This is a genomic window from Corallococcus sp. Z5C101001 (genome assembly GCF_007352635.1).
GTDB classification, from domain to species: Bacteria; Myxococcota; Myxococcia; order Myxococcales; family Myxococcaceae; genus Corallococcus; species Corallococcus silvisoli.
Genome location: NZ_VKLU01000003.1, coordinates 251601 through 263627, shown reverse-complemented (window position 1 = coordinate 263627; position 12027 = coordinate 251601). Strand labels below are relative to the sequence as shown.

At 71.9% G+C, this 12027-nt stretch carries 9 protein-coding genes; 3 read left to right on the top strand and 6 right to left on the bottom strand.

All coding sequences use genetic code 11. The annotated features are described in order from the left end of the window. Positions 1 to 4 precede the first annotated feature (4 nt). The 5 genes from FOF48_RS07215 to FOF48_RS07195 all read right to left on the bottom strand — a co-directional run bounded on the left by FOF48_RS07215 (position 5) and on the right by FOF48_RS07195 (position 5204). Positions 5 to 1420 carry a sigma 54-interacting transcriptional regulator gene (locus FOF48_RS07215; RefSeq protein ID WP_235685440.1) on the bottom strand — a complete coding sequence of 472 codons (1416 nt, stop codon included), beginning with the start codon at positions 1418 to 1420 and terminating at the stop codon, positions 5 to 7. A gap of 85 nt (positions 1421 to 1505) precedes the next feature. Further along, positions 1506 to 2303 carry a ZIP family metal transporter gene (locus tag FOF48_RS07210; RefSeq protein ID WP_143899428.1) on the bottom strand — a complete coding sequence of 266 codons (798 nt, stop codon included), beginning with the start codon at positions 2301 to 2303 and terminating at the stop codon, positions 1506 to 1508. A 110-nt stretch (positions 2304 to 2413) separates the two neighbouring features. Next, positions 2414 to 3394 carry a HEAT repeat domain-containing protein gene (locus FOF48_RS07205; RefSeq protein ID WP_143899427.1) on the bottom strand — a complete coding sequence of 327 codons (981 nt, stop codon included), beginning with the start codon at positions 3392 to 3394 and terminating at the stop codon, positions 2414 to 2416. Next, positions 3394 to 4554 carry a HEAT repeat domain-containing protein gene (locus tag FOF48_RS07200; RefSeq protein ID WP_143899426.1) on the bottom strand — a complete coding sequence of 387 codons (1161 nt, stop codon included), beginning with the start codon at positions 4552 to 4554 and terminating at the stop codon, positions 3394 to 3396. The genes FOF48_RS07205 and FOF48_RS07200 overlap by 1 nt, the downstream gene beginning before the upstream one ends. Before the next feature lie 104 nt (positions 4555 to 4658). Next, positions 4659 to 5204 (bottom strand): peptidase M23, encoded by a 546-nt coding sequence (locus FOF48_RS07195; RefSeq protein WP_143899425.1) that lies wholly within the window; start codon positions 5202 to 5204, stop codon positions 4659 to 4661. A 476-nt stretch (positions 5205 to 5680) separates the two neighbouring features. On the opposite strand from FOF48_RS07195, the gene FOF48_RS07190 reads away from it, so the two are divergent. Next, entirely contained in the window at positions 5681 to 6400 is a 720-nt protein-coding gene (locus FOF48_RS07190) for a spermidine synthase (protein ID WP_255441980.1), read from the top strand. A 109-nt stretch (positions 6401 to 6509) separates the two neighbouring features. After that, complete coding sequence (locus tag FOF48_RS07185; RefSeq protein WP_143899423.1) at positions 6510 to 7709, top strand: nitronate monooxygenase family protein; 1200 nt, start codon at positions 6510 to 6512, stop codon at positions 7707 to 7709. 15 nt (positions 7710 to 7724) lie between these two features. Here the strand turns inward: FOF48_RS07185 and FOF48_RS07180 are convergent, their stop codons facing one another. Then, on the bottom strand, positions 7725 to 9350 hold the full coding sequence (locus FOF48_RS07180) for a serine/threonine-protein kinase (protein ID WP_143899422.1): 1626 nt from the start codon (positions 9348 to 9350) through the stop codon (positions 7725 to 7727). 293 nt (positions 9351 to 9643) lie between these two features. Here FOF48_RS07180 and FOF48_RS07175 point away from each other — a divergent pair, with 293 nt between their 5' ends. Then, positions 9644 to 12010: a GMC oxidoreductase gene (locus FOF48_RS07175; protein ID WP_143899421.1), complete on the top strand. Its 2367-nt coding sequence runs from the start codon at positions 9644 to 9646 to the stop codon at positions 12008 to 12010. Positions 12011 to 12027: the final 17 nt, after the last annotated feature.

Here is a 12027-nt window from a genome sequence, read left to right as displayed (position 1 = left end):
CCGCTCACGGCTTGATGCCGTGCCTGCGCAGCAGCCGGTAGAAGTGCACGCGGTCCATGCCCGCGGTCACGGCGGCCTGGGCCACCTTGCCCTGGTGCTTCTCCAGCAGCGCCCGCAGGTAGCGGCGCTCGAAGTCGTCCACCACGCGGCGGCGCTGCTCCGCGTATGGCCGCGACAGGTCCAGCTCCAGCGGGCTGCCCTCCGGCCGCGAGTCCTCCTCCGCCAGCGGCAGCGCGTCCTCGAACACCAGGCAGCGCTCCAGGTGGTTGCGCAGCTCGCGCACGTTGCCCGGCCACGCCGCGTGCTGCAGCCGCGACAGGAACTCCGGCGTGCGCAGCGCGCCCGTGCGCTCCGGATCCGCGCCCAGCGACGACAGGATGCCCGCCACCAGCATGGGCAGGTCCTCTGGCCGCTGGCGCAAGGACGGCATGGCGATGCGCAGCACCGCGAGCCGGAAGAACAGGTCCGAGCGGAAGCGCCCCGCGTTCACCTCCGCGCGCAGGTCGCGGTGCGTGGCCGCGATGAGCCGCACGTCCACCGGCTGGTACGTGTTGCTGCCCACCCGGCGGATCTCCCGGTTCTCCAGCACGCGCAGCAGCTTCGGCTGGAGCTCCGGGGGCAGCTCGCCAATCTCATCCAGGAAGACGGTGCCGCCGTCGGCCTCCTCGAAGACGCCCGCGCGCCGGTTCACCGCGCCGGTGAACGAGCCCTTCTCATGGCCGAACAGCTCGCTCTCCAGGATGTGGGCGGGGATGGCGCCGCAGTCCACCACCAGGAACGCCGCGTCCTTGCGCCGGCTGGCCTGGTGGATGGCGAGCGCCGCCTGGCTCTTGCCCGTGCCCGTCTCCCCCTCCAGCAGCACCGTGACGTCGCGCGCGGCCGCCCGCTCCATCATCGCGAAGCAGCCGCGCATGGCCACCGACGTGCCCACCAGCGTGCCGAACCGCGCCAGCTCCGACAGCGGCAGCCGGTTGTTCTCCGCGCTGACGTCGAAGCGGAGCACCACCCGGCCCAGCCGCAGGAGGCTGCCGCTGCGCAGGATGCCCTCCACCACCTGCACGCCGTCCACGATGACGCCGTTGAGGCTGTCCAGGTCCTTCACCTGCGGGCCCTTGGGCCCGATGCGCACCTCGCAGTGGAAGCGCGACACGGTGGAGTCCTCCACCGTGAAGTCGTTGAGCGGGTGCGAGCCCACCGAACAGGTGTCCGCCGTGGACTCCCACATCGCGCCCACGCCAGGGCCCTCCACCACGGACAGGCGGAAGCGGCGCACCACGGGCAGGTCCCCCGGGCGGCGGGCCTGCTCGTAGGGCAGCGTCACATGGAGCGCGGCGTCCTCCTCCACTTCGTCCGGGCGGGCGCTCTTGTCCTTCGCCTCCCCCAGGGCCCCGTCGACGCGGGTTCGATCCGACACAGACATGCCTTTCAAACTATCACGTCCAGGCCACCTGCGGCGGCACTGCGGAGTGTCCGGCAGGACACAGGCGTGTCCGCGCGCCAGGCCGTCAGCTGAGCGTCACGTCCAGGAACATCATCAGCACGAAGCCCACCATCAATCCGGCGGTCGCCTCCTTCGCGTACTCCTGCCGGTGGCTCTCCGGGATCATCTCGTCGCTGACGACGTACAGCATGGACCCGCCCGCGAACGCGAGCGCCCACGGGAGGATGCCCGACGCGAACGACGTGGCGAAGAAGCCCACCAGCGCGGCCACGCCCTCCACCAATCCCGTGTACAGCGCCACCAGCACCGCCTGCTTGCGGCTATACGCAACACCCAGCAAAGCCAGCGCGACCACGAAGCCTTCTGGAATGTCCTGGAGTCCAATGCCCACCAGGATTGGCACGGCGATGTCCATGGAGCGGCTGCCCACCCCGGTGCCCACCGCGAGCCCCTCCGGGAAGTTGTGCAGCGCGATGGCCAGCACGAACAGCCAGATGCGCTTCAGGTTCGCCGCCTCCGCGTTGCCCTCCTGGCCCTTGATGAAGTGCTCATGGGGGATGAAGCGATTGCACAGGTGCAGGAACAGGCCGCCCACCAGCATGCTGCCGCCCACGATCAGCGCGGGCACGAAGCGCGATGACGCGCGCGCCTCCGCCAGCCGGATGGCGGGCACCACCAGCGAGAAGGCCGTGGCCGCGAGCATCACGCCCGCGCTGAAGCCCATCAGCACGTCCTTGGCGCGCGGGGAGATGCTGCGCGCGGCCAGGGCGGGCAGCGCGCCCAGGCTGGTGGACAGGACGGTGACGGCGCTGCCAACGAGCGCCAGGGCGAGGGTGGACGAGCCGAAACCACTGTCGGACATGGCCCTCCCAACCTGTCGCGCCGCCCCGCGCGCGGCCACCTTTTCGCGGGCGGCCCTCGTACGGGGTGCGCACCAGGGAACAGAGCCGCCCGGCCGCGGGCGGTGGGCGGTCAGGGGCGCAGGCGCTGCTTCTCCCGCAGGAGGAGGTGCCACTCCTGGAGGTTCAGCTTGAGCGCGGAGAGCCACGCATTGATTTCAGGGTCCATGCGGGGATCCACGCCGCGCAGGGACTCCAGCAGCGGCCGTGCGCTGGACTGCCCCAGGCGCGCGATCCCCTCCAGCGCGGACTTGCGCACCGCGAGGTCGTTGTCGCTCCGGTACTGCGCGAGGAGCGAGCGGCGCGCGCCCGCGGCTTCGGTGCCGGGCACGCCGCCCAGCGCCTTCGCCGCCGCCGCGCGCAGGCCCGGGTCCTCCGAGCGCAGCTGCTGCGTGAGCTTGCGCACCGTCGTCGGGTTCGCGGCCTCCATGGAGACTTCGCCCAACAGGCGCGTGGCCACCGCCGGATCCTCCGAGGCCGCGGCGATCCGGACCGCCGCGTCCGCCAGGTCCGGGTTGTGGCCGAAGTAGATGCCGGCGCTCTCCGTCACCAGGTTCTCCGCCACCGCCTGCCGCACCTCCGGCGCGCTGTCCCGCACGAGCTGTTCGTAGGTGACGACGTCGCCGTTCTTCGCCATGAACTCCACCGACGGCGAGCCCTTGAGCGCGCGCACCGCCGCCGCGCGCAGGCTGGGGTCCGCGTCCTGGCTCGCGCGGGAGAGCAGCGGCTGGAGCAGCTCCGGCCGCTGCGCGTTGCTCGCCTTGGTGGCCAGCGCCGCGCCCACCGCCTCCAGCACGGCGGGGTCGCGCTCCTGGCTCACCGCCCGGCCCAGCGCCTCGGGCGGCAGCGCGATGGCGGCCTCCTTCAGCCGCAGCCGGGCGTAGCGCTGGTACGCGGGCGAGCCCGTCTTCATCGCCCCGCGCACCTCGTCCAGCATGCCCTCCACCGTGCAGGCCGCCGGCGTGGGGACGGCGGCGGGGGCGCCCTGGGCCAGGGTGGGCCCCGACAGCAATGACAGCCCGAGCGCGCAGGCCTTCAGCATTCGCGAACCCATCAGTGCGGCGCTCCTTCCTCGACCACGCAGTCGTGGTGTTCCTTCTTGCCCAGCCAGATGCGCGCGAAGTCCGTCGCGCCCGTGGCGTACAGCGCCTTGAAGTCCAGGGCGTCCTGCCGCAGGCGCGGGTCCTTGCGCGCGAACTCCTCCACCAGGGGTAGGGCGTCCGCGCCGGCCGCGCGCACGGCGAAGCGCAGGAAGGCCCACCGCACGCACAGGTCGCGCTCCCCGTCGAAGGCGGCGCTGTACGCGGCCAGGGCCTTCTGGGGATCCTCCGTGACGGCGAGCCGGAAGGCGGCCATCTCGCGAACGTCGCGCTCCTGGTCGGTGCGCATCACCTTCGCCAGCACGTCGATGGAGTCCGAGTCGAGCAGCGGGTCGGAGTACGACGGCATCTCCAGCGCGAGCAGCCGCACGGCCATGTCCTCCGACGTGGTGCCGATGTCCAGGAGGTCCTTCCAGTACGGCGCATAGGTGCCGGTGCGCTCGTAGTCCTCCTTCATCACCCGGCCCAGCGTGCGCGTGGCCACCCACGCGGCGGAGTCCGCGGAGTCGTCCAGCGCGATGGCCCGCAGCCGCGACCGGGTCTCCGGCGTGAAGCGGTGCTGCGTCTCCAGCGCGTCCAGCGCGGCGGCGCGGTCCGGCGCGGCCAGCGACCGGTCCTCCGACACGGACACCAGCTTCTCGACGACGCGCGGGTGGCGCACGGCGGGCGCGGCCTTGAGCGCCTCCAGGTAGATGGCCGGCTCGGGGGGAGCGGCCTTCACGGCCCACGCCACCAACTGGAGCGCCCGGTCGGGGTCGTCGCCCACCAGCTCCGTCAGGCGCTCCTGGAGATAGGCCACCAGCGCGGTGTCGCGCGCCTGGATGGCGGCGGCCACGGCGGCGTGCAGCGACTCCAGCGTCGCGGACGCGTCCAGCGCGGCCAGGCCGTCCCAGCACCCGGGCATGGGAATCACCTCGCGCGGGGCCGCTCGCGCGGCGGGCGCGGCGGTTCCGGAGGCGGTGGCCGTGGCGACGGCGGGCGTCGCGGCCGGGAGGTTCGCGGAGGGCGGACCGGCGTCGGTGCCACCCGCCGCGCCCCGCCACCACACGACGCCCAGGGCGACGAGGAGGACGAGGCTGGCGAGCGCGACCTTGAAGAGGGGACGGGAAGTCATGTCGGAGACAGGCTCACGCGGGAGGAATGGGCGGCGCACGCGCGCCGGGGACGTGACGCCGGACGGGGGCCGCGCGGGCCCCCATCCGGAAGGCCACGCAGGGGCTACAGCGTGGGAACACCCAGGCGGTTGTTGCAGTACGCGTTGGTGCCGCACGTGGTGCCGACGCTGGTGTACCAGGCCGACTTGCGCGTGCCGTACTGGCGGTTGTCCGAGTGCGAGTGCGGCCCGGTGGCGCTGCCCGTGCCACCCACCAGCCCCAGCGCGCAGCGGTCGCACGTCTTCGTGCCGGAGCTGACGTTCGCGTAGAAGTGCAGCTGGCGGAAGTCCCAGCCGTTCGCGCCGGACACCACGTAGTAGTTGCCCGCGCCGCCGTTGCAGGTGGAGCCGTTGCAGGCCGCCGCGCAGCCGCCGTAGTAGTAGTAGTAGTAGTTGCCCACCAGCATGCCCCGGTGGTTCCACTCACCGCAGGAGCTGTTGCCGACGTCCAGCGCCGTGTGGCTGCTGCCGGTGCAGTTGTAATACGTGGTCGAGTTCACGTAGGCCGCCGTGTCGCAGATGGGGCCATTCGCGGTGGCCGCCGTTACCGGACTGGCCCACGCCGTGGCGGCCAACGCCACCCCGGCGGACAGCAACGTCTTCAGCTTCATGGGGTCCTGCCTCCCGTCATGCGCCCTCCGTATTCCCTCGAATGGGGAAAGGGCGCTGAAGCGGTAATACATGAAGTCCGTGGGTGAGTCCCAAGAATCGAGGATTGAGAAACACAACGATTCCAAGGGTTTCCGTGTCGCGCCGTGTCGTTTCCGGGCCGGGATGCAACCGGACTCAAACGTTCACGAGAATCTGGAATGTCGGCGTTCGTGCGATGCTGGTGCCTCGCCGCCGGACCTCACGCTGGGTGTTCGCGTCATCTGGGAGAAGCGACATGACCTCGATAGGCAGGCCTGGTTCGCGCCCCACGTCCGCCGGCGCCCCGCTTCCGGTGAAGCCGACCTCCGGCGCGAAGGAGGAGTGAGCCCTGGCCTCGCCGGACACGCATGACGACGGGCAGGGGCCTGTCGTCGTCACCGAGGACGCGGACGGGCGCCGCTCGCTGCGCTTCGGAGATGGCGGCGCGCGCCAGAGCGTGGTGTGGCCCGGCGAGCCGCTGCGCCTGGAGCTGCCCTACACCCGCATGGCGATGGTGGCGCTGGCGTTCGTGCCCCAGCCGGAGAACGTCCTCGCGGTGGGGCTGGGCGGCGGCGCCATTCCCATGTTCCTGCGCGCGGTGCTGCCCGACACGCACATCGACGTGGTGGAGGTGGACGCCGGGGTGGTGGAGGCCGCGAAGCAGCACTGCGGCTTCCGGGAGGACGCGCTGCTCGAAGCGCACGTGGCGGACGCGCGGACCTTCATCGAAGCGGAGGGGGCGCCCTACGACATCATCTTCCTGGACGCGTACGGGGCGGACCAGATTCCCGGGCACCTGGCCACGCGCGAGTTCCTGGGCGCCGTGCGCGCGCGGCTGACGCGGGGCGGGGCGGTGGTGGGCAACGTGTGGGAGTCCGCGGCGAACCCGCATTACGACGCGATGGTGCGGACCTATCAGGTGAGCTTCCAGGGCCTGTCCCTCTTCGAGGTCCCCACCAGCAGCAACCGCATCCTGGTGGGGTTGGAAGGCCCCTCGCGGCTGACGCGCGAGACGCTGGTGGAGCGGGCCCGACGCGTGGAGCGCGAGCGCAAGCTGCCGTTCCGGCTGAGCACCTTGGTGGCCCAGCGCTACCGGCCCCTGACCCGGCGGGTGGGGCGGGGCCGGGTACTGACGGACGCGGGGCTGGGGCCCGATGGCCTCATTCCGGACGAGTAGGCGGCGCTCTGCTGGCCAGTGAGCACGGCCGCTTCGGGTCGCGGCTGAATCGGTGGCTGGCGCTGCTAGTCTTCAAGGCTCGGTACGTCAGCACCCTTGCGGAGACGCGATGAACGGCGCGAACGACGGACGATCTGGCCAGCCTCCTGTTTCCTCCGAAGGCGACTCGCCGCTGCACAACGGCGAGTCCGATGGCGAGGGGACGCGAGGCGCTTCCCGGCCGCCGCCCATCTACGTCCTGGAGGGCAACACGCTGAAGACGCGGCTGACGCGCGACGTGGGGTTGCACTATCCCTTCGTGGGCGCGGGCATGGCCTTCGTGTCGCTGCCACCGCTGGTCATCGCGGTGTCGGAGGCGGGCGGCCTGGGCATGCTGGGCACGGCGCCGGAACCGCCGGGGGTGCTGGAGGCGCGGCTGAAGGCCATCCGGGCCGGCACGCAGCTCCCCTTCGGCGTGGACTTCATCGTGGACCGGGAGGAGCCGCATGGCTTCACGGCGCGCGACCACGTCGACACGTGCATCGGCGCGAAGGTGCCGGTGGTGGTGTTCCACTGGACGCTGCCGCCCCGGGAGTGGATCCGCGACCTCCAGGCGGCGGGAACCAGGGTGTGGATGCAGTCAGGGACGGTGGAGCTGGCGCGGGAGGCGTTGGAGATGGGCGTGCAGGGGCTCATCGCGCAGGGGCGACAGGCGGGAGGTCGCAACCTGGGCAGTACGCCGACGCTGACGCTCGTGCGCCAGCTCCGGGCCCTGTCGGACGCGGTCCCGGTGCTGGCGGCGGGAGGCATCGCGGATGGGTTCAGCGCGGCGCGGGCGCTGTACCACGGCGCGGATGGCGTCTGGGTGGGCACGCGGCTCATCGCCTCCGTGGAAGGGTACGCGCACCCGCTCTACAAGCAGCGGCTGGTGGAGGGAGACGCGGGCGACACGGCGACGACGACGCTCTTCGGTCCCGAGTGGCCCGGCAAGCGCATGCGCGTGATCCGCAACCGCGTGGTGCGCGAGTGGGCCGGGCGCGAGTCGAGCGCTCCGCCGGCCTCCGATACGGAGACCATCGGGACGACGCTGCTGTTCCCGGGCGTGCTGGACGTGCCGTACGTGATGCCCAGGTTCAGCTCCTTCCTCCCCACGCCCGACACGCAGGGCGACCTGGAGGAGATGAGCCTTCCGGCGGGAGGCGCGAGCATGTCGCGCATCGACACCGTGCAGCCCGCCGGGCAGATCGTCGTGGAGATGATGGAGCGCGCGCGCCGGCTCCTGGAGTCCCCTGAAGGCCTGGACGAAGAGGACGAGGACGACCGGGGCTAAGCCCGCTCCCGGCGCTCAGCGGGAGGGGGACGTGGGGCGGGCCGCCATGCGCTCGGCCCGACGCCGCTCCCACAAGTCCAGCGCTTCATCGAGGTACCCGCGCTCCGCCGCGGACGTGGCGGTCCGGACGGAGTCCTGGATCCGGCTCAAGTCGTCTCGGAGGTCCTTGTCCAGCACGGGGACCCCGTTCTGGGATGGGAGCCTCGCGCGGATGTCCTCCAAGCGCTGCTCGAGCGACGACTTCACGGACGAGGACGCGGCCGTCAGGGATTGAGGGGCCTTGGGCGCGCGCCCGGTCTTCACGCCAGTCCGGCGCGACGGCGCCTTGAGGTTTCGCTCCTGCTTGAGCGGGCCCTCCAGCGGAGTCGCTGGCGGAGCACCCGCCTCGGGAGGAGGCGTGGCGGTGGCTTGCCGCGTGGTGGCCTGGACCGCGCCTGGGCTGGCGGTGCTCTTCGCAGGAGGCGCCGGGGCCGTCACGGGCGCGGGAGGCATGGGCAGACGCTGCTTCAGGTCGCGCGTCGGGGCCTCGGTCCGTGTCAGCAGCCACAGCCCCGCCCCCAGCAAGGCCACCCCCACGGCCGCCGCGAGCGGCACCCTCCGCCGGCGATCCGCCAGCATCGCCGCGAGCCCCGGAGGCCGAGGCGTGGTCGGTGACGTGGGCTCCTCTCGCGCGGGCTTCACCGGCACGGCGTGCAGCGCCGTGCCGGGTGGCGACTTTCGGGACAACGCGAGGATCCGCTGACGCACCTGCTCCGCGGAGGCGGGCCGCTGCTCGGGGTCCTTCTCCAGCAACTGGAGCACCAGCGCGTCGAGCGCGGGCGGGATGCCGTCCACCCGCGAGGACGGCGGGGGTGGGATCTGTTCGACGTGCGCGAACATCACCTGCACGTTCTCGCCCTGGAAGGGCCGCGTGCCGGTGAGCATCTGGAACGCCATGATGCCGAGCGCGTACAGGTCCGTGGCGGGCTTCACCGCGCCGCCCCGGACCTGCTCCGGCGCCATGAAGTCCGGCGTGCCCAGCACCGAGCCATCCGCGAGCGTCAAGCCCTCGCGCGACCGCATCACCTTGGCGATGCCGAAGTCGACCAGCTTGATCACCGGCGCCGCGTCCGGCCGCTCCACCACGAACACGTTCGCCGGCTTCAGGTCCCGGTGCACCACGCCGGCCCGGTGCGCCGCCCCCAGCGCGGAGAGGATCTGCTCCAATATCCAGAGCGCCGTCCCCACGTCCAGCCGTCCCCGGGCGCGCAGCACGTCCGCCAGCGACTGCCCCTGGAGCAGCTCCATCACCACGTACGGCCGCCCATCCGGGAGCGTGCCGAAGTTGAAGATGTCCAGGATGCCCGGGTGCCGGATGGCGTTCGCTGACCGCGCCTCCATCAACAGCCGCTGCTCCAGCTCCCGCGACACCAGCTCCGCCCGCAGCACCTTGATGGCGGCCTGCTTGCCAATCAGCGGATGCACCGCCCGGTAGACGACCCCCATCCCCCCCGCGCCAATGCGCTCCTGGATGACGAACTCGCCCAGCTGCGCCGACACCAGCGGATCCACCGGCGGTGTCCTGGGGGCCGGCGCCACCGGCAGCTCCCGCTGGGTCAGCGCCCGATGTGCCCCCGAATCTGCAAGTCGTCGAGTCTTCATTGAAAAGCTCGTTTTGCAGTGATGGTAACGGGGGGACAGGCGTCCGTCGCATGCCCTGGGGTCCCACCCGGTGTCCGGTCTCCCGCGAACCGCCTCCGTGGGGCGGGCGCGTCCATGTATCCGTGTTGGTCAGGAAATCCGTTTCTCTAGAGGGGGAAAGGGTGCTCCACCCGGGAGGTGGGCCTCAAGGAAACGACAGGGGCCCGTTGTAGAGTCGGGTCCGTCCTTTCCTGGACGTTCCCGGGTCGTGCGCCTGATCCCTGCTCCCCAGGGATCGCACCCGGAGGGGGAACATGGCACCGGCATACGACACCCTGGTCATTGGCACGGGGTTTGGTGGCGCGGTGGCGGCCTGTCGCCTCGCGCAGGCCGGCCTGGGCGTGCGCGTGCTTGAACGCGGCCTGCGCTATCCCAAGGGCAGCTTCCCGCGCGACTTCGAGGATCCCCGCAACGGCTGGCTGTGGCAGCACCGCCAGGGGCTCTTCGACATCAAGCTGCTCAAGGGGATGAGCATCGTGCAGGCCGCGGGGTACGGCGGCGGCTCGCTCATCTACGCCAACGTGCACCTGCGGCCCCCGCCGGAGGTGTTCGCGTCGGGGTGGCCGGAGGGCTACGGCCGGGAGGCGCTGGACCCCTACTACGACCTGGTGGCGCACATGCTGGACGTGCAGCCCATCACCTCCTCCGCGCGCGGCCTGCCGACGAAGACGCAGCGGATGCGGGAGGTGGCGAAGAAGCTGGGCCGCGAGGCGCAGTTCTTCCATCCGAACCTGGCCGTGCGCTTCGCCCCCGCGGGCGAGCCCCTGCCGAACAAGTTCGGTGTCCTCCAGGAGGGGTGCAACTACTGTGGCGAGTGCGACATCGGCTGCAACCGCCGCGCGAAGAACACGCTGGACCTGAACTACCTGGCCCGCGCCGAACAGCTGGGCGCGGAGGTGACGACGCAGGCGGAGGTGACGCGCATCGAGCCGCTGTCGCCGGGCTACCGCGTCACCTACACCGACCACGCGAACGCGGGCAGGCAGTGCACGGTGGACGCCCGCCGCGTCTTCCTGTGCGCGGGCGCGGTGAACACCACGGAGCTGCTGCTGCGCGCCCGGGACGTCCACGGCACGCTGCCGGACCTGAGCGCGCGGCTGGGGGCGCGCTATTCCGCCAACGGGGACTTCCTCGCCTTCGCCTTCGACACGAAGGAGCCATGGGACCCCGCGGTGGGCCCCACCATCACCACCGGCATGGTGGTGGATGAGGGGCAGGGGAAGGACAAGACCTGGTTCCTCTTCCAGGAGGGCGGACACCCGGCGCAGGCGGCGGGGCTGATGCTCGCCCTGGATCCCGACCGCGCGCTGACGCTGCCGGCGGACCTGCTCCAGCGGGAGCTGGTGAAGGTGCTGCGCACGCGCTCGAAGGAGATGGCCTCCATCGAGAACGAGCGCGGCCGCTTCCAGGCGGTGTTCCTGGCCATGGGCCGGGACAAGTCCAACGGCCGGCTGTCGCTGTCGCCCCTCACGCGCGAGCTCCAGGTGCAGTGGGACGTGCCCGCGAACCTGCCGCTGTACCGCACGCAGGAACAGCTCTGCGAGGACGTGGCCCGGGCGCTGGGCACGCGCGCCGCGTACAACCCGCTGTGGGAGCGGCTGCACCTGCCGGTGTCGGTGCACAACCTGGGCGGCTGCGCGATGGCGGAGGAGCCGGCGTACGGCGTCCTCACGCCCGACGGAGAGGTGCACGGCTACCCCGGCCTGTACGTGTTCGACGGCGCGGCGCTGCCGGTGGGCATCGGCGTCAACCCGTCCGCCAGCATCGCCGCGGTGGCCGAGCGCAACGTGGAGCGGCTCATCCGCGAGCTGAAGGAGGCGCCGGGCTGGGTGGCGCCGGAGCGCGCGCCCGGGACGTCCTCCCCGCAACGCGGCGCCCCTCCGCGCGTGAGCCTGCGGATGATGCCGGAGGTGGAGCCGCCTTCCTCCCCCGTGATGCCGGGGACGGATCCGCTGGGCGACGTGGTGGTGCCGCCGGGCGGCACGGTGGCCTCGCCCACGCCGGTGGTGGGGCTGCGCTTCACGGAGCGGATGAAGGGCTACCTCCAGCCGGGCCATCAGCCCGCGGACGACTTCAACGGGGCGGCGCGGGCGGGCCAGCGCGGGGGCCAGGTGGCGGAGTTCGTCGTCACCATCACGCTGCCCAACCTGGACCGCTTCCTCGCGCAGGAGTCCCACGGCGGCATCGTGCAGGGCACGCTGCACGTGCGCGGGCTCACGCCCCCCGGGGGCGCGTCGGTGGAGAACGGCGTCTTCAACCTCTTCGTGGGCACGGAGCGCTTCTACGAGCGGCGGATGCTGTACCTGCTGCCCTTCACCGGCGCGGACGGCCAGCCGTACCTGCTGGATGGCTACAAGGAGGTCCACGACGACGCGGGCTTCGACGTGTGGAGCGACACGTCCACGCTCTACGCGGTGGTGCGCAAGGGGCACGAGCGCTCCGGGCCCGTCGTCTCCACCGGCATCATCCGCCTGCACCTGCCGGACTTCCTCCAGCAGCTCACCACGTTCTCGGTGCTGGGCACGTCCTCGCCGCTCAAGCAGGCGGACGCGCTGCGGCGCTTTGGCGGCATGTTCATGGGCACGCTCTGGGACGTCTTCGCCCGCGCGAAGTTCGACTGAGGGGAGGGCGGCACATC